Below are 25,878 nucleotides of genomic sequence, written 5' to 3'. Positions count from 1 at the left end.
CAATAACGAAGAACCAGCCCGATGAACGTACCTCGCAACGTCGTTTGGTTTGAAGTGCTGCTGTATGTGTCGCTGACGTTGGATGCGATCACGGTGGCGTTTCAGGACCGCACGCCCACGGCGAAGATGACCGAGCAGATGATCGCCACCGGAACGCTGATGGCGGCCGGCCAGATCCTGCTGTTCGTCTATTTCGTCCGCCTCGCCGCCGAGCACCGCAAGAACTGGCCGCGCTGGGTGCTGACGGCAGCCCTGGTGCTGTCGGTGATTTCGCNTGGTGCAGGTCATCGGCGAGAAGGGCATTGAGTTCGACAGCGGCATCCAGGTNGGTCTCCTGCGCGCTGACCGCGCTGGGGCTGTACCTCTCCTACACCGGCGACGCGGTAGGCTGGTTCAACGCGTGAGACGCTTTGGGGCGGATCAGCTGCGCGCGTAGTAAATGATCGATGCGCTCACGATGATGGCCCAGATGACGAACCCGATGATGACGCCAAGTGCGGGGGACAGTGTCGTTCGTCCCTCGGCCGAGCGCTCGATTCTGAGTTGGCCCGTCCAGCCGATGCTGGTCAGATCTTTGGGAAATTCGACAACCACTCTGCCGAGCGAGGCCATGAACACCAAGGCTAGCGCGGTGAAATAGAAAACGGTTGGAAGGATTTCCATTATCGCCCAGAACACCAATTCGAGAACTGCGACGATCAGGTCGCCAATAATGCTGGCCATCGCGATGTAGTCTCGGGTGTCGGGAAACTTCAGTGGCTGACTATATAGCGCTATAGTGGCTCCCATGGAATGGACCGACGAAGGCATCGTGCTGGGCGTGCGGCGGCATGGCGAATCCTCTGCCATCGTCGAGTTGTTGACGCGCGAGCACGGCCGGCATCTCGGGCTGGTGCGCGGTGGCGCCGGATCGCGGATGCGGCCGCTGCTGCAGCCCGGCAACAGCGTCACCGCGGTGTGGCGGGCGCGGCTCGACGAGCATCTCGGCACCTACGCCATCGAAGGCACGCGGCTGCGCGCGGCGACGCTGCTCGCATCCTCGCACGCGGTCTATGGTGTCACCCATCTGGCCTCGCTGGCGCGGCTGCTGCCGGAGCGCGACCCGCATGAGGACATCTACGAGATGCTCGACCGCACGCTGGACGATTTTGACGATGCCGGCGGCGCGGCCGCGCACCTGATCCGGTTCGAGCTCGCAATGCTGGCTGAACTCGGCTTCGGCCTCGACCTGGAAAACTGCGCGGCCACCGGCGAGACGACGGACCTGATCTACGTCTCGCCGAAATCCGGCGGCGCGGTGTCGCGCGCGGCCGGCGAACCCTATCGGGACCGGCTATTGCGGCTGCCGGCCTTCCTCCGCGAAGGCGAGGGCGGCACAAATAGCTGGTCGGATCAGGACCTCATGGACGGGTTCCGTCTGACCGGCCTGTTCCTGCTCCGCCACGTGCTGGAGCCGCGCGGGCAGGGGCATTCCGACGCCAGGGGCGGGTTTATCAACGCGGTCACGAAGCACCGGGCGCGGCTGGCGCAGCCCTGAGCGCTAGGCTAAGACCTTCCCGGACGTCCCTCCAGTGCCGCCTGCGTGATTACTCCCAGCCAACGACAGTTCATTCCCCGCATCGAGTCCATGCGCGGCATCGCCGCGTTGACCGTCGCGCTTATGCACGTCTCGTCGTCCTTCGTTGAGTTGCCGGGCCGCAGCGTTCTGGACAAAGCGGGCCTGTTTGCCGTCCAGGCGTTGAGCAACGGCTACGGGGCGGTTGTTGCATTTTTCGTCATCAGCGGGTTCGTGCTGGCCCGTTCGCTGGACAGAAATTTTGACATCGTCCGTTTCGTGATCGCGCGCGTTTTCCGGCTTTACCCCGCGGCGATCGCGACGGTCGCGACATTTGCCGCGGTCCATTATTGCTTCGGCTTCAGCGTGTATCCGAAGGCTTCGTTTGCACCGCTCAACGTCCTCGCCAACATGCTGATGTTGCGCGTCGATATCGATCTGGTCATGTGGTCGATGAAGGCGGAAGTGGCGGCCACCCCGCTGATCATCCTGTGCGCCTGGCTGTTTCGGAGATATGGGATGGGGACGGTGATCGCCGTTGCCGTGGCGCTGTTCGCCCTTGCCTTTGTCGGTCAATTCGCCAAGTCGATCGGCGATGACACCAACCTTGCGCCGATCTTCGCTTTTCCGGTCGGCATCCTCGTGCACTTCAAGGGCAGGGACGTTGCCGCAAAGCTGACGCCGGCCGCAGTTGCACTGTGCGCGGTCGCCTCCGTCGCCGTCTTTTGCGCTTGCGCGTTCTTCAAGCCTTCAGGGACCTGGACCTTGCTGGTGCAATGCCTGTCGGCCGCGACCCTGGTGATGTTGATTGCCTGGCGCGCCGAAGCGACGACCTTCGCGCCGCTCGACCTCGCGGTGGTCAGGCTCTATGGCAGGATTTCCTACAGCTTCTATTTGCTGCATCCGCTTGCGCTGTGGGGCGCAAACCGGCTGATGGTCTATTCGATCGCCCAGTTCGATTCCGTGCCGGTGACCGTCATCGTTATCGCTGCCTTTGTTCTGTCAGTTGTCTTCATTACGCCGCTGGCCTGGCTGTCCTGGAGGTTCGTGGAACTGCCCGCCATGAACCGGCTGCGGTCGGTGCCGGCATCCCGCGGCGTCCTGCCGCTCGGAGCACTCCCCGGTGATCAACATGTGAACTGAGGGGGCCAGCGGGGCCATAATGCCTGATGCCGGACCGAGCGCGAATCAGTTCCCCGGCCTGACTTGCTCTTTCTCCGTCGTCCCCGCGAATGCGGGGACCCATACGCCGCGGCAGTCGTTCGCCCCGCGCTATCAGTCGTTTTTCCAATAAACGCCTGTGGTTATGGGCTCCTGCGTTCGCAGGGGGGACGCCGGAAAATTCCATTCGGCATATGGCTTGCCGGATTTGCCAGCAGAGTTTAACCCCTCCCCATGGGAAAACGACAGCTGCCGCCGGAAGAGCCGGCCGAAATCCACGAGGTGATGCTGCGCGACGCGCTGGAAGAGCGCTATCTCGCCTACGCACTTTCGACCATCATGCACCGCGCTCTGCCGGACGCCCGCGACGGGCTGAAGCCGGTGCATCGGCGCATCCTCTTCGGTATGCGGCTGCTCCGGCTCGATCCGGGCACGGCATTCAAGAAGTCCGCCAAAATCGTCGGCGACGTGATGGGCTCGTTCCATCCCCATGGCGACCAGGCGATCTACGACGCCATGGTGCGTCTGGCGCAGGATTTCTCCTCGCGCTACCCGCTGGTCGACGGCCAGGGCAACTTTGGCAATATCGACGGCGATAATCCGGCCGCATACCGCTACACCGAAGCGCGCATGACCGAGGTCGCGCGGCTCTTGCTGGAGGGTATCGACGAGGACGGCGTCGAGTTCCGTCCGAATTACGACGGACAGAGCAAGGAGCCGGTGGTCCTGCCCGGCGGCTTTCCGAACCTGCTCGCCAACGGCGCGCAGGGCATCGCGGTCGGCATGGCCACTTCGATCCCGCCGCATAACGCCGCCGAACTCTGCGACGCCGCGCTGCATCTGATCGAGAAGCCCGACGCCAAGTCGAAGTCGCTGTTGAAGTGGGTCAAGGGCCCGGACTTCCCGACCGGCGGCATCGTCGTCGATTCCAAGGAGGCCATCACCGAGGCCTATACCACCGGGCGCGGCTCGTTCCGCACCCGCGCCAAATGGGTCCAGGAAGAGGGGGCGCGCGGCACCTGGGTCGTGGTCATTACTGAAATTCCGTGGCTGGTGCAGAAGTCGCGGCTGGTCGAAAAGATTGCCGAGCTGCTCAACGAGAAGAAGCTGCCGCTGGTCGGCGACGTCCGGGACGAATCCGCCGAGGACGTCCGCCTGATCATCGAGCCGAAATCCCGCGCGGTCGATCCCGCACTGATGATGGAATCGCTGTTCCGGCTCACCGAGCTCGAGAGCAAGATCTCGCTGAACCTCAACGTGCTGATCAAGGGCAAGATCCCCAAGGTGGTGGGGCTTGCGGAATGTTTGCGCGAATGGCTCGACCATCTGCGCGACGTGCTGGTCCGCCGCTCCAACTACCGCAAGACCCAGATCGAGAACCGGCTGGAAATTCTCGGCGGTTATTTGATCGCCTATCTGAACATCGACAAGGTGATCAAGATCATCCGCACCGAGGACGAGCCGAAGCCGGCGCTGATCAAGGCGTTCAAGCTGACGGAAATCCAGGCCGACGCCATCCTCAACATGCGCCTGCGAAGCTTGCGCAAGCTCGAGGAATTCGAAATCCGTACCGAGGACAAGAATCTCCGCAACGAGTTGAAGGGCATCAAGTCGCTGCTCGGCTCCGAAGCCGAGCAATGGTCCAAGGTTGGCGAGCAGGTCCGGAAAGTACGCGACATCTTTGGACCGAAGACGCCGCTCGGCAAGCGCCGCACCCAGTTTGCCGACGCGCCCGAGCATGACCTTGCCGCGATCGAGGAAGCCTTTGTCGAGCGCGAGCCATGCACGGTGGTGATCTCCGAAAAGGGCTGGGTCCGTACGCTGAAGGGCCATGTCGAGGATATCTCGGGCCTTGCCTTCAAGACCGACGACAAGCTCGACCACGCGTTCTTCGCGGAAACGACGTCAAAACTGCTGCTGTTCGCGACCAACGGCAAGTTCTACTCGCTCGACGTCGCCAAGCTGCCGGGCGGCCGCGGCCATGGTGAGCCGATCCGCATGTTCATCGACCTGGAGCAGGACGCGGCGATCGTGTCGCTGTTCGTCAACAAGGGCGAGCGCAAGTTCCTGATCGCGAGCAGCGAAGGCCAGGGCTTTGTGGTCAAGGAAGAGGACTGCGTCAGTAATACCCGCAAGGGCAAGCAGGTGCTGAACGTCACCATGCCGAACGAGGCCTGCGCGATTGCGACCGTGCAAGGCGACACGGTTGCCGCGATCGGCACCAACCACAAGATGGTGCTGTTCCCGCTCGACCAGGTCCCGGAAATGGCCCGCGGCCGCGGCGTGCGGTTGCAGAAATATTCCAGCGCGAAACTCTCCGACGTCGCCGTGTTCGAATTCAAGGCCGGCCTGACCTGGAAGGATTCCGCCGGCCGCGAGCAAAGCATGAGCGCCAAGGAATTGGCCGACTGGCGCGGCACCCGTGCCGACGCCGGCCGCCTCGCACACGGCCTTCCGAAGTCGAACAAATTCCTGCGTGGCGTGGAGTAGAATGTAGGGTGGGCAAAGGCGCGCCAGCGCCGTGCCCCACCATCTATCGGAAAAGTTCGTCGCGAATGGTGGGCACGCGTCGCTTTGCCCACCCTACGGTTATGCCGAAGCCGAACAAGTTTGTTGCGGGGCGTGGAGCAGTGCTGCAGGCGAGATTAAGGTTTCGTAATCCGCCCGCAATTTCGACTGATCTCCTTTGACTGCGTCCCAATTCTCGCCGATGCTTGCCTAAAGGCAGGAGGCGGCATTGCGCAAAGCAGGATCGCTACGGCTTATTACGGTGGTCGGCCTTGCGCTCACCTTTTTCGCAACGCCTGCCACGCTTCACGCCCAATCCATCCCCGGCGGGTTGCCTGAATCCACCAAGGCGTTGTCCCAAGGCGAATGGCCCGCTTATGCCGGCAGCTATGCGGCTTCGCGCTATTCGCCGCTGACGCAGATCGACCGGGAAAACGCCAAGAACCTCCGCGTTGCCTGGCGGTGGAAGTCGCCTGACATGGCGATCAAGGAGGCCAATCCGAAAATCGGTCCGACCCGCGCCAATGAATCGACGCCGCTGATGATCGGCGGGGTGCTTTACACCTCGACTTCGCTGTCACAGGTCGCCGCCATCGATGCCGCCACCGGCGAAACCAAATGGGTGTTCGATCCCAAGGTCTACGAAAACGGGCTCGGCATTCCCGCCAATGACGGCTGGTTGCATCGCGGCGTCGCCTATTGGCGCAACGGCGATGACGAGCGCATCATCATGCTCACGGCATTCGCGCAGATGATCGCGCTGGATGTGAAGACCGGGAAGCCGGTGCCGGGTTTCGGCAATGATGGCCGGGTCGACCTCGCGGAGGGGCTGCGCCGCCCCGTCGACCGCGATTACTACACCATGAGTACGCCGCCCGTGATCGTGCGTGGCGTCATCGTGGTGGGTTCGTCCGTAATGGACTGGTGGCGGAAAAGCCCGTCGCCGCCCGGCGATGTGCGCGGCTTCGACGTCGTGACCGGCCGGCTGCTCTGGACCTTCCACACAGTGCCGCAGGGGGAGGAGCCCGGCGTCGAGACCTGGCAACGGGATTCGTGGCGGCAGGCCGGTAACGCCAACGTATGGGCGCCGATGAGCGCGGACGAGGATCTCGGCTATGTCTATCTCCCGGTGAGCACGCCGACCAATGACTACTATGGCGGCCACCGTCCCGGCGACGGTCTTTATGGCGACAGCCTGGTGTGTATCGAAGCGGCCACCGGCAGGAAGGTCTGGCACTACCAGCTCGTGCACCATGGATTGTGGGATTACGACACCCCGGCGGCGCCAACCCTGATCGACGTCACGGTCGACGGAAAGCCGATCAAGGCGGTGGCACAGGTCACCAAGCAGGCGTTCGTCTACGTCTTCGATCGCGTCAGCGGCAAGCCCGTGTGGCCGATCGAGGAACAGCCGGTGCCGGCGTCGAGCGTCCCAGGCGAAAGTGCATCGAAGACGCAGCCATTTCCGACGCGGCCAGCCCCGATCGATATTCAGGGCGTGCGCGAGGAAGACCTCGTCGATTTCACGCCGGAGTTCCGCAACGAGGCAAAGGACATCGTGGCGAAGTACGATCACGGTCCGCTGTTCACCCCGCCGTCGGAGCGGGGCACCATCCAGGTGCCCGGCGTCGCCGGCGGCGGCAACTGGGCCGGTGCGGCGATCGATCCGGAAACCGGCATGCTCTATGTCGGGAGCTATCGCCTGCCGTTCGTCGTCACCGTTCGCAGGCCGACGCCGGGAGAGTCGCCTTACGATTTCATCGGCGAGTTCCGCTATCTGCCCGGACCGCGCGGCGTGCCGCTGCTGAAGCCGCCATTCGGCAGCATCCTCGCGATCGATATGAACAGCGGCGAGCACCGCTGGCGCATTCCCGTTGGACGCGGCGAGCTGATCCCTCCGATCCGCCAGCTCGGCATTCGCGAGCGGCTGGGGTTTCCTACACGGAGCTGGGCGCTGATCACCAAGACGGTGATGATCGTCGTACAGTCCGGCTATTTCGGCGCGCCGCGCCTGCCGCCGGGCGGCACGCGCCGGATCGCCGATCTCAATAATTTCGATCCGCATCTGTGGGTCTATGACAAGAACAGCGGCGAGATGCTCGCCGAGATCGGCCTGCCGGCAAACGCCGTCGGCGCGCCGATGACCTACATGGCCGGCGGCAAGCAGTTCATCGTGTTTCCGGTCGGCGGCGGCCCGCTGGTGGAAGAGTTGATCGCGGTTTCGCTGTAATAGTATTCGATCATCCGCGCGCTATATAAGTCGCCATCGAACCAGTCGAGGCGAAATGGCGCACGATCACGCTCATCACGGTCATTCCCACGCTCATGATCACTCCCATGGTCACGCCGGCCATAGCCATGCGCCGGACAATTTCGGTGCGGCCTTCGCGATCGGCGCCACGCTCAACACGGCCTTCGTCGTCGCCGAACTGATCTTCGGCTACGCCGCGAACTCGCTGGCGCTGATTTCCGACGCCGTTCACAATCTCTCCGACGTGATCGCTCTCCTGCTGGCGTGGGGCGCGGCCTGGCTTTCGCAAAAGCAGCCGACACAGCGGCATACTTACGGCTATCGGCGCGCCTCCATTCTGGCGGCGCTGTTCAATGCCGGGCTGCTGCTGGTTGCGGTCGGCGGCATCGTCGTCGAGGCGGTCAATCGGTTCTACAGCCCTGCGCCGGTCGCGGGAATGACCGTCATCCTGGTCGCAGCACTCGGCGTCGCCATCAACGGTTTCACCGCGCTGCTGTTCATGCGCGGCCGCCATGGGGATCTCAATATCCGCGGCGCCTATCTCCACATGGTCGGGGACGCCGGCGTCTCGCTCGGCGTGGTGGTTGCCGCCGGCATCATCATGCTGACGGGATGGCTCTGGCTCGATCCCGCGATCAGCCTCGTCATTGCGGCCGTGGTGTTCTGGAGCGGCTGGGGACTGGCGCGCGACAGCGTAAACCTCGCGCTTGACGGCGTGCCGCGCGGCATCAAGCTCGTCGAGGTGCGCGACTATCTCGCCGGCCTCGAAGGCGTCTCGGAGGTGCATGACCTCCACGTCTGGGCGATGAGCACCAACGAGACCGCGCTGACGGCCCATCTGGTGCGCCCGGGCGGCACCGACGACGCCTTCCTGCACCGCGTGTGCGAGGAACTATCGCACCGGTTCAACATTCATCATCCCACGCTGCAGATCGAGACCGCCGCCGAGGCGTGCCGGCTGGCGCCGGCCGAGCGGGTGTGATTCCGTAGCCATAGGGTGGGCAAAGCGCAGCGTGCCCACCATTCGCGGTGAATACGCCGATCGATGGTGGGCACGTCGCTACGCGCCTTTGCCCACCCTACGAATCTTTCGCTTCGCTCACACCACTCCTGCAAACCTGAGCGCCACGCCCGCCGCGCACGACCCCGCCAGCACCCACAACATCCCGATGTTGAGCCGGAAGATCGCCGTCGCCGCGGCCGCCGCCAGCACGAAGGCGGCGATGTCGAGACTCCCCCACACCGGCATGTCGAACGACAGCCCGAACGAGCGGACCGGCGTGGTCTGCCGGAACAGCGTGTGCAACCCGAACCAGATCGAGAGGTTCAGGATCACGCCGACGACCGCCGCGGTGATGGCGGAAAGCGCCCCCGCCAGCCCCTTGTTGCCGCGCAAGGTCTCGATGTAGGGCGCGCCGAGGAAGATCCAGAGGAAGCAGGGGATGAAGGTGACCCAGGTCGCCAACAATCCGCCAAGGGTGGCAGCCCACATCGGCGACAGCGCGCCGGGGTCGCGATAGGCGGCCATGAAGCCCACGAACTGCAGCACCATGATCAGCGGTCCCGGCGTGGTCTCGGCCATGCCGAGACCGTCCAGCATCTCGCGCGGCTGCAGCCAGTGATAATGCTCGACCGCCTGCTGGGCGACATAGGCCAGCACCGCATAGGCGCCACCGAACGTCACCATCGCCATCTTGGAAAAGAACAGCGCGATCTGGCTGAACACGTTGGCCTGTCCAAGTCCGATCAGCAGGGCCGCCACGGGAATGACCCATAGCAACAGCCATACCGAACTCACCCTCAGCGCCCGCGCCACGCTCGGGCGGACATGCTCCGGCAATTCTTCACCGAGGAGACTGTCGACCGCCGCCTTCTTGCCGCCGCCGCCATGCTCGATGGCGGCAAACTCCGGCCGGCCCAAGCGCGCGCCGAGATAGCCGATTACGCCGGCGGCGATGATGATGATCGGGAAGGGGACGTTGAAAAAGAAGATCGCGACAAAGGCGATCGCCGCGAGCGCGATCATCACGCGATTGCGTAGAGCGCGCTTGCCGACGCGCACCACGGCATGGACGACGATGGCGAGCACCGCGGCCTTCAGCCCGAAGAACAGCGCCTCGATGAAGCCGACATTGCCATAGGCCGCATAGACATAGCTCAACGCCATGATGGCGATGATGCCGGGCAGGATGAACAACCCGCCCGCCATGATGCCACCGGCGGTCCGGTGCAACAGCCAGCCGATATAGGTGGCGAGCTGCTGCGCCTCCGGCCCCGGTAGCAGCATGCAATAGTTCAGCGCATGCAGAAACCGGCTCTCGGAGATCCAGTTCTTCTCCTCCACCAGGATGCGGTGCATCACCGCAATCTGCCCGGCCGGGCCGCCGAAGCTGAGCACGGCGACCCGCAGCCAGACGCGAAAGGCTTCACCGAAGCTGATGCCGTGATCGAGATGCCGGCTTGCGCCGGCATCGATCGTCTTTTCCATTGTGGCATCCATCACGGCTTGGCCTTGTTGGTCGGCCAGTTGTGCGTCTCGCCGGTTGCGTCGCGGCACCAGCGGTAGAACGCGTCGTACAGCGTCATGCCGGCTTCGAGCTGCTCGAGATCGTCGTCGAACATCCGCGACAGGCCAAGGGAAGCGGCGAGCAGTCCGGGCGCTTCCGGCGACAGATCGAGCCGTCCGGTGTCGGCACCGCGCACCATCGCTGCCAGCCGCAGCAAGGGCGGCGTCGCGAGGCCAAATTCCTCGATCATCACATCGAACGTACAGAGCTCGCCGCGGTGGCTCCAGAACACATTTTCAATGTCGAAAGGCGCTGCGTTGAAGCGCTCGCCGACGGCGACGACCTCGGAAGGCGCCACGTACAGGAACACGGCATTTGGATCGACGAAGCGGCGGATCAGCCAGGGGCAGGCGATGCGATCGACCTTTGGCCGCGCGCGCGTCACCCAGACGGTCCGGCCCTGCGCGTCGCGGGGCGGCAGTTTCGATGCATTCACCAGCGGGAGCTTTGCTTCCTTCCAGCCTTCGAAGCCGCCTTCAAGCGTCTCCGCGGCGACATTGGCGTGCCGCAGCCAGGCCGCGGTGCCCTGCGCGAGTTTTGCCCCGCGCATGCAGACGACAATGGCTGAGTTGCCGGAAAATTTGCCGCTCCATTCGCCGGCGTCCTGATGACTGCGCCTGATGGCGCCCGGAATCAGCCGCTGGTCGGCGGCGAAATCCTCGTCGGTACGAACGTCGATCAGCGCCGGCGCATTTGCCGTTCCGATCAATCGTGCAAGCTTGTCTGGAGATATCGTGGTGTAGGATGACATGGCTGCGCCCTCGTCAAGGAAAACGGGACGCGATACTTGGGCATGTCGCCTCGTGGGGAGATCGCAATATCCCCATGCGCGGAAATTAAGCGCGCACCGCCTCGGCTGTCAACAGGACAGCCCCGTAGGATGGGTAGAGCGAAGCGAAACCCATCGATTTGGCGCCAATGCACGAAATGATGGGTATCGTTTCGCTCCACCCATCCTACGCGATCACGCCTTGCGTCCTGCCGATTTCAGTCGTAGCTTTACCCCACCGGGGACAAAGCAGGCTCCCCGTCAGACGGCCCATCGTCCAAGCTCTGCGCAAACCCGACGTGTCGGGAGAAGCGCGCATGGATGGTTCAGGGCCGATATTTTTTTGTCCCATCAGGTCAATACTGCGCGCGGCGATCGCCGCGGCCGCCCTGGCATGCGCCGGCCTCCCGGCGTCCGCGGCAGGAGAAGCCGTCATGATTGCCATCGACCGCATGACCACAGATTCCCCGCCGGCCGGCTTCTCGTTTGCGCGGACCGGCAGCGGCGCGGAGGGCGAATGGATTGTCGTCGCCGATCCGACGGCCAGGGGAGGCCGCGCCATCGAGCAGCGGAGCGTCGACCGCACCGACTACCGCTTTCCGCTCGCCATCCATGAGAGCTTCTCGGCGAAGGATCTCATCATGCAGGTCCGCTTCAAGCCAGTTGCAGGCAGGATCGACCAGGCCGGCGGCGTTGTCGTGCGGCTTGCAGACCCCGACAATTACTACGTCGCCCGCGCCAACGCGCTCGAGCATAATGTCCGCTTCTATCGTGTCGTCGCCGGCCGGCGGCAGCAGCTCGGCACGTCAAACATTCGCGTCACTTCCAATGAATGGCACAATCTCGCGCTGCGGGCCGAGGGCAACCGGTTCACTGTAAGCTATGACGGAGCGGTGCTGTTCGAGGTCAAGGACGATACGTTCAGGGAGACAGGCGGTGTTGCGCTATGGACCAAGGCTGACAGCGTGACGCGCTTCGACCAGGTCACGATCACTACCTTGCCGTAGGGACGCCGGAATGACTGATATCGCGATTGAACCGAAGGCGTCGACCGGCTCCGCGCTGATCAGGCTGCTCTATATCGCGCGCGGCCTGCGCGGCTTCGGCGACGGCTTTGCCATCATCATCCTGCCGGCCTACATGACCGCGCTCGGTTACGACGCCGTCGCGGTCGGCATCGTCGCGACCGCATCGCTGCTCGGAACGGCGCTGCTGACGCTGATCACGGGCTGGATTGCGCCGCGCCACGATCTGCGACCGCTATTGATCGTGGGCGCCAGCCTGATGGTGGCGACCGGAATCGCCTTTCCCGCCGTCGAGCATTTTGTGCTGATCGCGCTGGTCGCCTTCATCGGCACCATCAACCCTTCCGGCGGGGATCTCGGCGTGCTGGTGCCGCTGGAGCATGCGGTGCTGGCGCACAGCGCGAGCGACGAGCGCCGCACGCAGGTGTTCGCGCGCTACAGCCTGATCGGCGCGCTCTGCACCGCGGCAGGGTCGCTTGCGGCCTCGCTGCCCGATTTCCTTGTCGCCGGAGGCAGCCCGCAACTCACCGCATTCCGCCTGATGTTCTATGCCTATGCCGCGCTCGGCATCGCCTGCGCGACGCTCTATCGCCATGTGCCGCACCAACGCGGCGAGGCGAAGGCCCCGCAAGCACCGCTTGGGCCCTCGCGCGGCACGGTCTACAAGCTCGCGGCGCTGTTTGGCATCGATGCCTTTGCCGGCGGCTTCGTCGCGCAGTCCCTGCTGGTGCTATGGCTGTTCGAGCGTTTCGACCTGTCACTATCCGCGGCCGGATTGTTTTTCTTCTGGTCGGGCGTGCTGAGCGCCTTCTCCTATCCGGTGGCCGCCTGGATCGCCAAGCGCATCGGCCTCGTCAACACCATGGTGTTCACGCATATTCCCTCCAGCATCTTCCTGATCCTGGCGGCGTTTGCGCCGAACCTCTACGTGGCGCTCGGCTTGTTGCTGTTGCGCTCGGCGCTGTCGCAGATGGACGTGCCGACGCGCACCTCCTATGTCATGGCCGTGGTCACGCCGGCCGAGCGGCCGGCGGCCGCCAGCATCACCGCCGTGCCGCGCAGCCTCGCGTCCGCAATCAGCCCGGCAATCGCGGGCGCGCTGCTGATGACATCGTTTACCGGGCTGCCGCTGGTGATCTGCGGTACGCTGAAGATCGCGTACGACTTGGCGCTCCTGTTCTCGTTCCGACACATCAAGCCGCCGGAAGAGCAGGGGCGTTAGAGGCGTTTCCAAGCGAGGTGGATACCGGTTCGCGTCAAGAAAACGCGTCAAACAAAGAGCCGCGCTATCGCTCGCCCTTCACGGCGTAGGGGCCTGCCAGCCGGCGCTCGTCACGGCCATGCGACCATTGCGCCAGTTTGACTTCCGGAGAGTCGGTGGTGGTAGCCTCTTCGGCGTGGAAGGCGATCTTCTGGCTAGCCTGTACCTGGTACTTGGCAGCCTGCGCCAGCCAGTACCATTTCTTGTCCGGTTCGCTCAGTGCGCGCTGCCGGCACTCGGCTTCCAATTCTTGTAGGCGGGTCGCTTCTTGCATTGTCGATTCCACAGCCTGGGAGCTCCACCATGCCGAGCTCAGAAACAACCGAAACGAGTTCCGGTCATTGTCCTCATGACAAAAACTTCTTGACAGCATGCTATGCCGGTTAGGTGCAATTGATTGAAATTTTGGAATGGATTGAGGCGATAGTTCTCGGATCTGGTCGGATACAACCCTGAATTGTTTTCTGATTGTCCGACGCCCGGCGGCTGGCTGCGGCGCCTGCCCTTGTTTTCACAGCGCTACGTCAAGCCGCGGAAGGCGGCTTGACGTATTGCGATCAATGCTGCGCGACGGCCGTCTTGTCGAGCGCAGCGCGAACGTTGCGCGCCAGCTTGAGGGCGTCGTCGTTGGCCCAGAAATGAACGAAGAACATCCGCGGCTCTTCTGCGAGCATGTGGCTATGGATCGCGGTGACCTCGATATCGCCGGCACGCAGCGCCCGGATCAGGGGATTGACCTCGTTGCCGGTCACGAGGAAGTCGCCTGTTATGGCGGCCTTGCCGCCACCGGTCGGCTGAAAGTTGATGGCATTCGCGCCGCCGAGTGGCGTGTTGACCTGCATTCCGCCTTCCTTGGCCGGATCACGCCTCGGAATGCCGTACTGATAGACACCACCATTCGCCGTGCCCTTGGCGCCGATCGCCTCGTCGAGCTTTGCGGTATCGAGATCAACCGCGGGCGCGGCGGTAGCGGTAGTAGCCGGCGGATCGAACGGCGTCCCGCTTGCCGATGAAAGTGCTGTGCGTATCGCGGCCGCCATTTTCTCGGGGTCGCCGTGCCCGGCGACATGCATGTAGAAGGTCGCGGGAGAGGCGCGGAGAACGTGATTGTGGACGGCGGTGATGTCCAGCCCGCTGTCCAGCAGCCGCGTCATGACGGGGGTAATCTCGGTATCGAGCAGCACGAGGTCGCCCATCAGCATCGCCTCTCCCTGCATGGGAGCGAAGGCGACCCAGCCTCCGAGTGCCAATGCTGGCTTGATCGCGATGCCGTCGAGCGTCACGCGCAGATCGGATCGCGGCAGCCCGTAACGGTGCACTTCACCGCTTACCGTGGCGGTCTTGCCGAGGGCGGCATCCACCTTCTTCCAGTCGATAGCTTCAGCGCGANGCGGCATGCGACAGCAGCAGTGCGCCGCCGAGAGCGAGTAATGTGAGAGGGTNNGTTTCATGGTGTTCTCCTTCTTGCTTGGCGCGCCCCAAAGTTTCGGCTGGACGGCAGGTATTATTCCGCATTGCGTGATGCAGCGCGGCCGAGTGTCGGGATCCGGATGAGAGAGTATTCCGGGCATGCGTATGCGCCTCCGGGAAACCGGGACGCGATACTTGGGCGAGTCACCTGGACATGTCGCCTCGTGGGGGGATCGCAAAGCCCCCAATGGCCGTATTCAGCCACACTGACGCAGAGTGTCAACGCGGTCACGCGCCGGCATCAGCAACGCTCACACTCAATTGACCGGACGCGATCGGGCGTTCCCCGGTTCCGGCGCTACCGTCAGGTGATGAGCACCGCTCCCGAGACCAGCAGCAGCACCAGCACCACTCTCCGGAACGAAGCCTCATCCAGCCGGCCGTACAGCTTGAGCCCGGCCCAGGTGCCGGCGAATAATACCGGCAGTCCGATCAGGAACAGCTTGATCGTATCTGGCGTGATCGCGCCCTTCGCGCCGATCCACAATGCGCTCATCAGAAAGATCGCAACCGCCACCGGCTGAAACACGGTTCGCTGCACATCCTTTGGCCAGCCGCGCAGGCTGCACCAGATCGTCACCAGGATTCCGGCAAGCCCGGTGATGCCGCCGAGCACGCCGTTGAGGAATCCGATGCCAGCATCGGCCAATGCGCCGCCCGCCTTCACCGGCGCAATCGCTGGCCGCAGCAGCGCATAGAGGCTGTAGAGCACGAGGAAGGCGCCGACGCCCATGCGCACATGGGCGGGGTTCGCCCAGGTCAGGACACTGACGCCGACGGGGACGCCGAACGCGGCGCCGGCCATGAACGACCAGAGCTTTCGCCAGTCCAGTGCGCCGCGCAGCTTCCAGACTGAATAGCCCTGCACGATCAGACCAAACGCGATGATCAGCGTGGCCGTTTGCAGTGGCGTGAGAATGTAAAGCCAGATCGCAGATGCGATGAGGCCGAAGGCGAAGCCGGAGAGACCGGCGACCAGCGCGCCGGCAAAGGTGGCGAGAAGAAACAGCGCTAGTTCGAGTGTTGTTCCATCCATGTGCCCGCTCCACAGAAAAGCGAGCAGCGCTTGAATGGGATCACCATTTCACGGGGAGGCTGCGATTTCCCCCGCTTGCAGGCTAAGCCCGACACGGCCTCGCGCGCAAGGCGCGAGGGATCACCGGATGCTGCTGACAGTTGCTGCCATGAGCGCGTCCGCCGCGAGGTGCAAGACAGAAAAATTTCACCCGAGCCGTCGAGACACTCGCGCGTGCGAATTGCAGCACCATATGATCGCGCAATGGAGGCGGGCGACAGGGGGCGGCATTGGGTGAATGGGTAGGCGTTGCCATCGCGTTGGTCTCGAGTTGTCTTGGCGGCAGTGCGGCCGCGATCACGCGTTATCTCGCCGGCAATGCCGATCCGATCACGCTCGCCATTCTGCGCTGGGGCATCGGTTTCCTCTGCGTGTTGCCGGCGACGTTGCTGCTTGGGGCCAAATGGCCGCAGCGGGCAGACTGGCCTGCAGTCGCCGCGCTCGGCTTTGCTTTCTTCGGCGTGTTCTTCGTTTTCTATAACATCGCGATGACGTTCACGACCGCGGCGCGCGCTTCGCTCGCGTTGGCGACGCTGCCGCTGCAGACCATGGTGGTGGGAGCGCTGCTCGGCATCGAGCCGCTGACGAAGCGGAAAACGATCGGCGTTTGCGTCGCGGTGCTCGGCGTCGTCGCAGCGCTCGCCTCGGGGCTTGCGGCGGCGCCGGCGGGGGCGTGGCGCGGCGAGCTGATCATGACGGGCGCGGTGCTGTGCATGGCGTTCTACAATGTGTGGTCCCGCCCGTTCATCCGTCGCTCCAGCGCGCTGGGCTTCCTCACGGTCGGCATGGGGACGGGCGCTGCGGCGCTGATCCTGGTCGGCTTGTTCACCGGCAGCATCGCGGCCTTGAACGGGTTCGGCACGCCGCAATGGATCGCGGGCATCTATCTCGGCGTCGCCGGTGGCGCGCTGGCGTTCATCCTCTGGGTATTGGCGCTGGAGCGGGCCTCGCCGACGCGGGTCGCCAACACCATGACCGTCAATCCAATCGCAGCCGGGCTGCTCGCCACCCAGCTCGTCGGCGAGCCGATCACGCCAAACCTCGTCATCGGGCTGATCGCGGTGTTTGCGGGGATATGGATCGCGACGTCGGAGATCAAAAATCCGTAAGCCACGATGATTTTGGAGGAGGCGTGAGCTAGGATTTGATCCGCCAAACCCAAGAGGCGGAACTGTCGATGGTGGAGGTGAATGTGAAACGAGCAATCGGCCTTGCCACAGTGTTGTTGTCAGTCGCGCATTCGGTCAGCGTCGGCCATGCGCAAACCGGGCAGCCGGGCGTCGAGAAGCTTTATATTCTCAATTGCGGTGAGGGCGTCGCGGGCGACATCTCACGCTGGTCGCCCGGCATCAACGAAGGCAAGTCGATGGACTTTGTCGACAATTGCTATTTGATCAAACATGCGCAGGGCTGGTTTCTCTGGGACACCGGCGTGACGGATGCAGTGGCGGCAATGCCAGGCGGCCTTGCGCCAGCCGATCCCAAGGCGGTTCTCTGGCGCCGGCCCAAGACGCTGGCGGCCCAACTCGATGAGCTTGGCGTGAAGCCCGCCGATCTCAAGGGGATGGCGATCTCCCATACGCATCCCGATCATGTCGGGAACGTCGAGATGTTCCCCGCCACCATGCTGTATGTCCAGAAGGCCGAATATGAGTGGCCCGGCGCCAACAACCAGCCGCGGTTCAAGCCGGAGCACCCCGTAACCAAGCTGGAGGGAGACCGTGACGTGTTCGGCGATGGCAGCGTCATCATTCTTTCGACGCCGGGGCACACGCCCGGCCATCAATCACTGCTGGTGAAACTGCCCAAGACCGGCGCCGTCGTTCTGTCCGGCGATGCCGTTCATTTCAAAGCCAACTGGGACAATCGCGGCGTGCCCAGCATGAATGCCAGCAAGGACCAGACGCTGGCCTCGATGCAGAAGATCGCGGACACGCTGACGAAGGAGAAGGGGCAATTGTGGATCAACCATGACAAGGCGCAACGCGACGGTCTGAAGATGTCGCCCGCGTTCTATGATTGAACTGGTTGATCGACTGCGTCGTATCCTGCCGCACGTCCGACGTGCTTCATCAGCCGCGTCATGCCCGGGCTTGTCCCGGGCATCCACGTCTTGATTCACGACTTCGGCGATGTCTTTCGCAGCAGGAATAGCGCCAGCAGCGCCGCGATGCTGAGCGCAGAGGAGACGATCAGGACCCGCGCGCCCATGGCCTCGATCAATAGCCCGAACAGCAGTGGTGCTGTCGCCTGCGCCATCCGCGCCGGCGCTCCGATGATGCCGAGGCGATAGCCGTAATTCTCGGGGCCGAAGATTGCGAGCGGTAGCGTGCCGCGCGCAATCGTCAGGATGCCGTTGCCCGAGCCGTAAAAGACCGCGAACACGCTGGCCGCGCCGCCGCCCGCCAGCCCCAGGATGACAGCGCCGATCGGATTCGTAATGCAGGCGAGCTTGGTCGATACCAGCGGATGAAAACGGCTGAGAAAACTCGCTTCAAAGATCCGCGCGGCCACCTGCGCGGGGCCGATCAACGCGCCGGCAAACACCGCCTGCGCGGTGGTCGCGCCGGCCGCCTCCATGATGCGCGGCAGATGCGCCGCCATCGCGCCGGTGACGGTCCATGCCGCAGCAAATACGAAGGCCAGCACGATCATGGTCCGGTCGATGGGAATATGCGGCTTGGCGGCTGCCGCCACCGCGGCTTTCGCGCCCTTCACCGCCGGCAGCATCAGCAAATTGATCGGCAGGCCGATCAGGATATGGGCCGCCGACCAGGCAAAGCAGGTGTTGCGCCAGCCGATGGTCTCCAGGCCCCACGCCGATAGCGGCCATCCGACCGTCGAGGCAAAACCGGCCAGCAATGTGATGCCGGTGATCGCGCGGCGGGCCGAATCGCCATAGATGCGTCCAAGCGCGGCAAAGGCGGCGTCGTAGAGGCCCGCGGTCATGCCGATGCCGAGCAGGAGCCAGGCGACGATCATGAGCGGGATCGATGTGCTCATGCCGAGCAGCGCGAGACCCGCCGCCAGCATCAGATTCGACATCGACAGTACAGGTCTGCCGCCAATGAGATCAATCTGACGTCCGATCCGTGGGGCGAGCAGGGCGGAAAGCACCAACGATGCCGAGAACGCTCCAAACACCCAGCTTGAGGAAACGCCGAGATCGCGCGCGATGGGATCGGCGAGGATCGCGGGCAGGTAGTAGCTCGACGCCCAGGCCAGCGTCTGCGTCGTGCCGAGGGCCAAAATGATGGGAAGCTGGTTCACGATTGCATCGTCTCTTTTCTCGACCACATCAGCGCCAGCGGGCCAAGCAGGATGCCGGCGGCCAGCACCGAGAAGGCGGCCATCCATGCCGACGCGCTCTGCGGACCGCCGGTCGCATCCAGCGCGACACCCAGCGCCCACGCGCCAAGTGCGGAGAGGCTGAAGCCGACCGTGGAATGCATCGCCATGGTCGCGCCGCGATGGCTCGGGTCGGCGGCCATCGACATGCCCGACGTCAACGCGCCGGAATCGGCAGGTACCGTGATGGCATAGACGAGGATCAGGGGCAGCAGCAACCATGGCGACTTGTCGGCGAAGAAGCCGATCAGAAGTGCGACCGCGGCAGAAGCGAGCATCACAGCCGTGATGGCGCGGTGACGGCCGAACCGGAGCGCGAATTCGTTGCCCAGAATGCTCGCGGGCATGGCGAGCAGGGAGAACACCACGCTCACCACGATCGGCGTCAGGATCGGCGCGTCGGAATTTCTCGCGGCGACAAAGGTCCAGAACGCCACGATCCAGGTTCTGATGCCGTAGAGTTCAAAGCAGTGCGCGCCATAGCCGAGCACAAAGCCCATGGCTTTCCGGTTCTGGAACACCGGACCAAAATCCAGAAGCCGCCCCGACGTCGGCTTCGGCTCGACCGGCCGCAGCAGGAAGCACACGGTGAGCATGATGAGCGGCCCGGCGGCGGTCACAAGGAACGCGCTGCGCCAACCCCACGTCTCCGCGACGAGCTGCGAAACCAGGAATGACATGCCGACGCCGAACGAGAAGCTCGACGTGTACAGCGTGATCGCACGGGAAGAATCGCCCGGCGCAAGCCGGTCCGTCAGCGCCTTGAGGCCGGGCATGTAGGCGCCGGCAAAGCCGATACCGGCAATGGCGTTGAAGAGCACGCCCGACCACAGGCCGGCGGCGAAGACGCCGAACAGCAGCGTGCCGAGCGCGCTGACCGCCGAGCCCGCGATCAGGATCTTGCGCGCATCGATGCGATCGGTGAGCGTCGCCAGCACCGGCACGGTCAGCATGTAGCCGGCGGCGCCGGAGCCCGCCAGCAGGCCGGCCTGCGCACCGCTCAAGTGCCATTCGGGAATCAGGAATGCGGCCAGAATCGAGGGTACGACGACGTGGGGGAGCAGGCTGCCGAGTTGCCCCACGCACATCGCGACAATGACGGATCGACCTTCCAGCGAGATTCCGTTTACTCCCTATTTCAGGATGCGCAACCGCATCCCGTCTTGCCTTGCTGCTTTGATTTTTCATCCGCGACGCAACATGCGTCAACATCCGATAATGCAGGGCCGCCGCAGCAATTGCTGGCATCTGGCGCGAGCGACCGGCTGCAGACTCCAGTCTCGGGCAGCACCAGTTCGACGCGCTCGGCAGCCTTGCGGTCTCCGGCGATGTCGGCGGCGATCGAACGCACCTGTTCGTAGCCGGTGAGCATCAGGAAAGTCGGCGCGCGGCCGTAGGACTTCATGCCGGCGAAGTAGAATCCCGGCTCGTCCTGCGCCAGTTCGCGGGCGCCGTGCGGGCGCACGGTGCCGCAACTGTGAATGTTGGGATCGATCAGCGGCGCTAGCGCCACCGGGCACTCGATCGCAGAATCGAGCCGGATACGAAGCTCGCGGACGAAATCGATATCCGGCCGGAAACCCGTCGCGACGATCAGTTCGTCGACCACGACCTGCCGCGCCGAGCAGGCGGAGAGGGCGCCGACGACGAGGCGCGGACCGTCGGCGATCAGGTGCGACACGCGAAACTCGCTTTCAACCTTGATCCGGCCTGCGGTCACCAGCGCGGCAAAGGCCGCGCCGAGTTCGCCGCGCGCCGTCAGCTTGTCGTTGGCGCCGCCGCCGAACGCCTTGGCGGGATCGCTGCCGCGCAGCAGCCAGATCGGCTGGGTGCCCGGCACGTCCAGCGCGAGTTTCGCCAGATCGGTCAGCGTGCCGATCGCCGAATGCCCTGCACCCAGCACTGCGACGGTCTTGCCGGCATAACGCGCGCGTTCCCTGCCCAGGACATCGGGCATCCCATAGGCGATCCTGTCGGCGGTTTCAGCTTCGCCGATGGCGGGGAGGCCATTGGCACCCGCCGGGTTCGGCGAATGCCAGGTGCCGGAGGTGTCGATGACGGCATCGGCCCTGACGATCTTCGGACCCAGACCGTTCTGATAGCGGATTTCGAACGGTGCCTTTTCGCGGCCATTGGTTTTCATCTTGTCGAAGCCGGTGCGGCTGATGCCGGTGACGCGGCTCGAGGTCTGAATGCAAGATTTTAGCGCCGTATTGCCGGCGAGCGGTTCGAGGTAGTGCTCGACCATCTCCGCGCCGGTCGGATACTGGTCCGGCTCGGGAGAATTCCAGCCCGCCGCCGCGAGCAGCCGCGCCGCCGCCTTGTCGACATTGTATTCCCAGGGCGAGAACAGTTGGACGTGGCCCCACTGCCGCATGGCGTGGCCGACACTGTCTCCGGCCTCCAGCACGATCGGCTGCAGCCCGCGCTCCAGCACATGGGCTGCGGCGGCGAGGCCGACCGGCCCGGCTCCGATGATGGCGACGGTCCTGGTTCCGCTCATGCGCTCCTCCCGTAAAACCAGAAATATCGAAATATGGTTCGAGAAAAACACGGCATTCAAGCCGCGGTCTTGGTGTCCTTGGTCTCGGCGCTTTCGGTGCAGCATTCGGCGACGAGAAAACCGACCAGCTCCCGCATCACCTCATAGTTGGCGTGGCAGATCAGCGTGGTGGCATCGCGCACCTGGGTTACCAGCCCCACCACCACCAGCGCCTTGATGTGATGGGAGAGAGTGGAGGGCGCGATTTTCAGCTTTTCCTGCAAGCGGCCGACGGCAAGTCCCGCACCACCGGCGCGGATCAGCGCGCGGTAGATTTTCAGCCGGGTCGGATTGCCCAGCGCTTCCAGATGGGCGGCGGCGTCATCGATTTTCATGAGGGCATGGTGACAGCGCTCGGCCAGACTGTCAACTATATTTCTAGAATTATCGAAATATAGATTGGCCCGCTAAGCGGGCGACCTTAGTTACAGCCCGCGCCTTTACCCTTCTCTTGGACAGGTGGGCATGGTTCGGTGCCGTAAGAGCAGAACACGCAACAATCGCCAGGAATAGGCTTCAACCGCTGTCCGCAGCCCCTGCAGTCATAGAAGAACTGACACGCATCGGTGGGCATGGTTTCGGTAGCCTGGTGTCCGCAAGCCGGACAGGTCAGGGTTGATTGCAATTGCATGACCCGTCCTAACCAAGGCGAGGATATTTCGGCAACCAGAAGTGCGGCTCAAACGGAGAGTTGACAGGGAATATTATATCGATAAATCTCGATATATGGAATCCGAACAAGCCATTCTCGCGCTGGCCGCGCTTGCCCAGTCGACCCGCCTCGAGGTGTTTCGGCTACTGACGAAGCATGAGCCCGAGGGGCTCGCCGCTGGCGACATCGCCAAAAAACTGGCGGTCCCGCAAAACACCATGTCTTCGCATCTCGCCATCCTGTCCCGCGCCGGGCTGGTGACGGCGCAGCGTATCAGCCGTTCGATCGTCTACCGCGCCGATCTCAAGGCATTTCAGGCCGTGGTTCTATTCATGCTGCGGGATTGCTGCGACGGACGTCCCGAGATCTGCGGGCCGTTAATCGAGGACCTCACGCCTTGTTGTCCGCCGAAGACAAGGAGGAAAGCCCATGTCTGAACGTCTCTACAACGTTCTCTTCCTGTGTACCGGAAACACCGCACGTTCGATTCTGGCGGAAGCGATCCTGCGCAAGGACGGCCGCCGCAACTTCCGCGCCTTCTCCGCCGGCAGCCAGCCCAAGGGTACGGTCAATCCATTTGCGATCAAGGTTTTGAACCGTCTCGATTACCCCACGAACGATTTGCGCTCCAAGAGCTGGGAAGAGTTCGCGCGCACTGATGCTCCCGTGATGGATTTCGTCTTTACGGTTTGCGACAACGCGGCGGGCGAATCCTGCCCGAGATGGCCGGGACAGCCGATGACGGCGCATTGGGGCATTGGGGATCCTGCCGCAGTCGGGGGCACCGACATCGAGAAGGAGGCGGCCTTCGTCGCAGCGTTCCGTTATCTCAAGAATCGAATCGCCGCCTTCACCAGCCTTCCGCTGGAAAGCATCGACCGGCTATCGCTTGGGGCCAGATTGCGCGACATCGGCCGCAGCGACGGTTCGACCTCAGGCCAGGAGAAGGCCAGCTAAATGTCCGAATTCGATCTGCCACGCCGGCTCGCGGCCGAAGCACTCGGGACTGCGCTGCTGGTTGCGACCGTGGTCGGCTCCGGCATCATGGCGGAGACCTTGACCAAGGACGTCGCGCTGGCGTTGCTCGGCAACACACTGCCGACCGGTGCCATCCTGGTCGTCCTCATCACCATTCTCGGACCGGTGTCGGGTGCGCATTTCAATCCGGCGGTGTCGCTGGTCTTTGCATTGAAGCGTGAACTCGCGCCGCGCGACGCGCTGGCCTATGTCGCCGCGCAGATCGCGGGCGGAATTATGGGGACCATGATCGCGCATGCGATGTTCGCGCTGCCTTTGATCGATGCTTCGCTGAAGATGCGAACCGGCGGCGCGCAATGGTTCGCCGAGGGTATGGCCGCGTTCGGACTTGTCGCGACGATATTGGGCGGCATCAGGTTCTCCGTCGTTGCCGTGCCGTGGCTGGTCGGCCTCTACATCACGGCAGCCTACTGGTTCACGGCCTCGACCTCGTTTGCCAATCCCGCCGTTGCAATCGCGCGCTCGATGACGAATACGTTTTCCGGCATTCGCCCCGCCGATCTGCCGGGCTTTATCGCGGCGGAACTCTGCGGCGCGGTAGTTGCCTTGATCTTCATGACGTGGCTGCTGCGTGGGGCAGGCGAGGCGGCAGCGACGAAGGAGGCCCGACCATGAGCGTCACGATCTATCACAACCCCGCCTGCGGCACCTCGCGCAACACGCTGGCGATGATCCGGCAGAGCGGCGAGGAGCCCGAGGTGATCGAGTATCTGAAGACGCCGCCGAGCCGCGCGCGGCTGGTCGAACTGATCGGGGCCCTCGGCATCTCGCCGCGCGAGCTGTTGCGCGAAAAGGGCACGCCCTATGCCGAACTCGGCCTTGCCGATCCCAAATGGAGCGACGACGAGCTGGTCGATGTCATGCTTGCGCATCCGATCCTGATCCAGCGGCCGATCGTGGTGACGCCGAAGGGCGTCCGGGTGTGCCGGCCGTCGGAGCTGGTGCTCGATCTGCTGGATAACCCGGTCGATTCCTTCGTCAAGGAAGACGGCGAGGCGGTGACGCGCGCGAAACGTTGAAGGGCGCGAGGCTTTCACTCGTCACGATTGCGCGTCATAATAGCGTATGGAACTCACACCCCGTTTGCGCCTGACGAACTGGCTGGTCAGCCAGGGCCTCACAGGCATGCCCGAAAACGACCTGGTCCGCGGCTTCTGCGAGCGTTGCCGCGCCGAAGGCCTCCATGTGTCGCGCGGAATGGTCTTCATCGACACGCTGCATCCGATTTTCGAGGGCCGCGGCTTTCGCTGGAACGATGCCGAGACCAACGAAAGCGACGTCTTCGAATATGGCTCGACCAATGAGGGCGAAGCCGCGCAGGCCTGGCGCAGCTCGATCTTCTACCACATGCTCGAACATGGCCATGACGAACTGCCGATCGACCTCGCCGACGGCGCGGCCCAGCGGTTCAAGTTCGTCAACGAACTCGCCGAGAAGGGCCACAAGCACCTCGTGGCCTATGTGCACCAGTTCGGCGAGGCCGGCACCATGGGGCAGATGGATTGCGTCTATTCCTATTGGGTGACAAGGCGCGACGAGGGCTTTGGCGCGCAGGGGCTGGCGGCGTTGCGCGATCTCGTTCCGGTGCTGGGGCTTGCGATCAAATCCGCGGCGCAGGCCGACATCACCAAGACGCTGGGGCGCGTCTATCTCGGGCGCGATACCGCCGAGCAGGTGCTGCGCGGACGGATGACGCGCGGCGTTACCGAGCGGATCAACACGGTGCTGTGGTTCTCCGACCTGCGCGGCTCGACCGCGATCAGCGAGAGCATCGATCCCGGCGAGATCATTCCATTCCTCAACGATTACGCCCAGGCCTCGATCGATGCCATCCACGACGCCGGCGGCGAGGTGCTGAAGCTGATCGGCGACGGCGTGCTGGCGATGTTCACGCATGAGAACATGGCGAAGGCCAAGCGCGCCGCGCTGCGCGCCGAGCATCGCTTCCGCCGCAACATGAAGGCGCTCACCACCCGCCGCACCGCGGAGGGCAGGCCCGTGACATCGGCCCATGTCGGCCTGCATGTCGGCGAAGTCTTTTACGGCAATATCGGCAGCGACGACCGGCTCGACTTCACCGTGGTCGGGCCGGCGGTGAACGAAGTCAGCCGCATCGCCGCGATGTGCCGCTCGGTCGACCGCGAGCTATTGATGTCGTCGGCGTTCCGCGCCGGCCTCGATGCCGCCGGGCGCAACTACCTCGTCTCCACCGGCCGCTACGCGCTGCGCGGCATCGGCCGCGCGCAGGATCTGTACACGCTTGATCCGGACATCGCTGCGGACGAGGTGGTGGCGGGGAAATACGAGCGGTACCTGGCGAGCTGACGTGCCAGCGCGTTCGATTGATTCACGTCAATGCGCTGCCGCTGCGCCCGGCCTCAACTGCATCGAACGGCCGCACGATGCGGTCGTGCATAAGATGGAAGCCAACATGTCGGCAACCGAGATCGCCACCCGCCATTTTACGGCCGCCATAGCGGAGGCAGAGGCTGCCGGACAAGGCGCCGACGGCGTCTGCCGGGCGCTGCTCGGCCTGATCGTCTCGAAATATCTCGAGAGCCGGTCTGTCGCCGACGTTCAGTCGGAACTGCGCTTTGTCGCCGACAATTGCGATCCCGATACGGACTTCACGTTCATGCGGCCTTAAGCGCGGTAT

The 25,878-nt window shown here is 63.9% G+C and carries 25 protein-coding genes and 2 pseudogenes; 16 read left to right on the top strand and 11 right to left on the bottom strand.

Going from position 1 to position 25,878, the window contains the following annotated elements; all coding sequences use genetic code 11:
* Positions 1-21 precede the first annotated feature (21 nt).
* Positions 22-274: pseudogene (locus CQ14_RS46310) on the top strand (hypothetical protein); the annotation flags it as partial.
* Between the two features lie 146 nt (positions 275-420).
* Here CQ14_RS46310 and CQ14_RS16560 read toward each other — a convergent pair.
* Entirely contained in the window at positions 421-723 is a 303-nt protein-coding gene (locus CQ14_RS16560) for a hypothetical protein (protein ID WP_057858921.1), read from the bottom strand.
* Positions 724-787: 64 nt separating this feature from the next.
* Here CQ14_RS16560 and recO point away from each other — a divergent pair, with 64 nt between their 5' ends.
* The 5 genes from recO to CQ14_RS16535 all read left to right on the top strand — a co-directional run bounded on the left by recO (position 788) and on the right by CQ14_RS16535 (position 8,457).
* Complete coding sequence (gene recO / locus CQ14_RS16555) at positions 788-1,537, top strand: DNA repair protein RecO (protein ID WP_057858951.1); 750 nt, start codon at positions 788-790, stop codon at positions 1,535-1,537.
* 90 nt (positions 1,538-1,627) lie between these two features.
* Positions 1,628-2,698 carry an acyltransferase family protein gene (locus CQ14_RS16550; protein ID WP_057858920.1) on the top strand — a complete coding sequence of 357 codons (1,071 nt, stop codon included), beginning with the start codon at positions 1,628-1,630 and terminating at the stop codon, positions 2,696-2,698.
* 252 nt (positions 2,699-2,950) lie between these two features.
* On the top strand, positions 2,951-5,206 hold the full coding sequence (parC, locus tag CQ14_RS16545; RefSeq protein ID WP_057858919.1) for a DNA topoisomerase IV subunit A: 2,256 nt from the start codon (positions 2,951-2,953) through the stop codon (positions 5,204-5,206).
* A 247-nt stretch (positions 5,207-5,453) separates the two neighbouring features.
* Positions 5,454-7,454 carry a PQQ-binding-like beta-propeller repeat protein gene (locus tag CQ14_RS16540; RefSeq protein ID WP_156435057.1) on the top strand — a complete coding sequence of 667 codons (2,001 nt, stop codon included), beginning with the start codon at positions 5,454-5,456 and terminating at the stop codon, positions 7,452-7,454.
* Between the two features lie 55 nt (positions 7,455-7,509).
* Positions 7,510-8,457: a cation diffusion facilitator family transporter gene (locus tag CQ14_RS16535; protein ID WP_156435055.1), complete on the top strand. Its 948-nt coding sequence runs from the start codon at positions 7,510-7,512 to the stop codon at positions 8,455-8,457.
* Positions 8,458-8,574: 117 nt separating this feature from the next.
* On the opposite strand, the gene chrA is transcribed toward CQ14_RS16535, so the two are convergent.
* Together chrA and CQ14_RS16525 are read right to left on the bottom strand one after the other, a co-directional pair.
* On the bottom strand, positions 8,575-9,963 hold the full coding sequence (gene chrA, locus CQ14_RS16530; RefSeq protein WP_156435053.1) for a chromate efflux transporter: 1,389 nt from the start codon (positions 9,961-9,963) through the stop codon (positions 8,575-8,577).
* Positions 9,964-9,974: 11 nt separating this feature from the next.
* Positions 9,975-10,793, bottom strand: a complete 819-nt coding sequence (locus CQ14_RS16525) for a chromate resistance protein ChrB domain-containing protein (protein WP_057858915.1) — start codon at positions 10,791-10,793, stop codon at positions 9,975-9,977.
* A gap of 452 nt (positions 10,794-11,245) precedes the next feature.
* Between CQ14_RS16525 and CQ14_RS16520 the strand changes: the two genes are divergently transcribed.
* Together CQ14_RS16520 and CQ14_RS16515 are read left to right on the top strand one after the other, a co-directional pair.
* Positions 11,246-11,818, top strand: coding sequence for a hypothetical protein (locus CQ14_RS16520; protein ID WP_057858914.1), 573 nt, complete (start codon positions 11,246-11,248; stop codon positions 11,816-11,818).
* Positions 11,819-11,828: 10 nt separating this feature from the next.
* Complete coding sequence (locus CQ14_RS16515) at positions 11,829-13,058, top strand: MFS transporter (RefSeq protein WP_057858913.1); 1,230 nt, start codon at positions 11,829-11,831, stop codon at positions 13,056-13,058.
* 64 nt (positions 13,059-13,122) lie between these two features.
* On the opposite strand, the gene CQ14_RS16510 is transcribed toward CQ14_RS16515, so the two are convergent.
* From CQ14_RS16510 to CQ14_RS16500, 3 genes and pseudogenes are all read right to left on the bottom strand, one after another.
* Positions 13,123-13,371, bottom strand: coding sequence for a hypothetical protein (locus CQ14_RS16510; protein ID WP_057858912.1), 249 nt, complete (start codon positions 13,369-13,371; stop codon positions 13,123-13,125).
* 283 nt (positions 13,372-13,654) lie between these two features.
* Positions 13,655-14,486, bottom strand: a pseudogene (locus CQ14_RS16505) (DUF1259 domain-containing protein); the annotation flags it as partial.
* A gap of 385 nt (positions 14,487-14,871) precedes the next feature.
* Entirely contained in the window at positions 14,872-15,603 is a 732-nt protein-coding gene (locus CQ14_RS16500; protein ID WP_057858910.1) for a sulfite exporter TauE/SafE family protein, read from the bottom strand.
* 269 nt (positions 15,604-15,872) lie between these two features.
* On the opposite strand from CQ14_RS16500, the gene CQ14_RS16495 reads away from it, so the two are divergent.
* Entirely contained in the window at positions 15,873-16,751 is an 879-nt protein-coding gene (locus tag CQ14_RS16495) for a DMT family transporter (protein ID WP_057858909.1), read from the top strand.
* A 68-nt stretch (positions 16,752-16,819) separates the two neighbouring features.
* Entirely contained in the window at positions 16,820-17,665 is an 846-nt protein-coding gene (locus tag CQ14_RS16490) for an N-acyl homoserine lactonase family protein (RefSeq protein WP_082649902.1), read from the top strand.
* A gap of 95 nt (positions 17,666-17,760) precedes the next feature.
* On the opposite strand, the gene CQ14_RS16485 is transcribed toward CQ14_RS16490, so the two are convergent.
* The 5 genes from CQ14_RS16485 to CQ14_RS46305 all read right to left on the bottom strand — a co-directional run bounded on the left by CQ14_RS16485 (position 17,761) and on the right by CQ14_RS46305 (position 22,163).
* Positions 17,761-18,912 carry an MFS transporter gene (locus CQ14_RS16485; protein WP_245320374.1) on the bottom strand — a complete coding sequence of 384 codons (1,152 nt, stop codon included), beginning with the start codon at positions 18,910-18,912 and terminating at the stop codon, positions 17,761-17,763.
* Entirely contained in the window at positions 18,909-20,078 is a 1,170-nt protein-coding gene (locus CQ14_RS16480; protein ID WP_199805540.1) for an MFS transporter, read from the bottom strand. Before CQ14_RS16480 ends, CQ14_RS16485 begins: the two co-directional genes overlap by 4 nt.
* 50 nt (positions 20,079-20,128) lie before the next feature.
* Positions 20,129-21,493 carry an NAD(P)-binding domain-containing protein gene (locus tag CQ14_RS16475; RefSeq protein WP_057858947.1) on the bottom strand — a complete coding sequence of 455 codons (1,365 nt, stop codon included), beginning with the start codon at positions 21,491-21,493 and terminating at the stop codon, positions 20,129-20,131.
* A gap of 56 nt (positions 21,494-21,549) precedes the next feature.
* Positions 21,550-21,867 carry an ArsR/SmtB family transcription factor gene (locus CQ14_RS16470; protein WP_057858908.1) on the bottom strand — a complete coding sequence of 106 codons (318 nt, stop codon included), beginning with the start codon at positions 21,865-21,867 and terminating at the stop codon, positions 21,550-21,552.
* Positions 21,868-21,953: 86 nt separating this feature from the next.
* Positions 21,954-22,163 (bottom strand): GDCCVxC domain-containing (seleno)protein, encoded by a 210-nt coding sequence (locus CQ14_RS46305; protein ID WP_082649901.1) that lies wholly within the window; start codon positions 22,161-22,163, stop codon positions 21,954-21,956.
* A gap of 95 nt (positions 22,164-22,258) precedes the next feature.
* Here CQ14_RS46305 and CQ14_RS16465 point away from each other — a divergent pair, with 95 nt between their 5' ends.
* The 6 genes from CQ14_RS16465 to CQ14_RS16440 all read left to right on the top strand — a co-directional run bounded on the left by CQ14_RS16465 (position 22,259) and on the right by CQ14_RS16440 (position 25,869).
* A complete protein-coding gene (locus tag CQ14_RS16465; protein WP_057858907.1) occupies positions 22,259-22,621 on the top strand; it encodes an ArsR/SmtB family transcription factor in 363 nt (120 codons plus the stop codon).
* Entirely contained in the window at positions 22,614-23,141 is a 528-nt protein-coding gene (locus CQ14_RS16460; protein WP_057858906.1) for an arsenate reductase ArsC, read from the top strand. Before CQ14_RS16465 ends, CQ14_RS16460 begins: the two co-directional genes overlap by 8 nt.
* The gene (locus tag CQ14_RS16455; RefSeq protein ID WP_057858905.1) at positions 23,142-23,837 is read left to right on the top strand and encodes an aquaporin; all 696 of its coding nucleotides are present in this window, start codon (positions 23,142-23,144) and stop codon (positions 23,835-23,837) included.
* The gene (gene arsC, locus CQ14_RS16450) at positions 23,834-24,241 is read left to right on the top strand and encodes an arsenate reductase (glutaredoxin) (RefSeq protein ID WP_057858904.1); all 408 of its coding nucleotides are present in this window, start codon (positions 23,834-23,836) and stop codon (positions 24,239-24,241) included. Before CQ14_RS16455 ends, arsC begins: the two co-directional genes overlap by 4 nt.
* A gap of 46 nt (positions 24,242-24,287) precedes the next feature.
* Positions 24,288-25,547, top strand: a complete 1,260-nt coding sequence (locus CQ14_RS16445) for an adenylate/guanylate cyclase domain-containing protein (RefSeq protein WP_057858903.1) — start codon at positions 24,288-24,290, stop codon at positions 25,545-25,547.
* Between the two features lie 94 nt (positions 25,548-25,641).
* Complete coding sequence (locus CQ14_RS16440) at positions 25,642-25,869, top strand: hypothetical protein (protein ID WP_245320378.1); 228 nt, start codon at positions 25,642-25,644, stop codon at positions 25,867-25,869.
* Positions 25,870-25,878: the final 9 nt, after the last annotated feature.

Origin of the sequence: Bradyrhizobium lablabi (assembly GCF_001440475.1) — a bacterium.
In the GTDB taxonomy this organism is placed as follows: Bacteria; Pseudomonadota; Alphaproteobacteria; order Rhizobiales; family Xanthobacteraceae; genus Bradyrhizobium; species Bradyrhizobium lablabi.
Note: the sequence above shows the minus strand (reverse complement) of the source record. Positions and strands in the feature narration are given on the sequence as shown.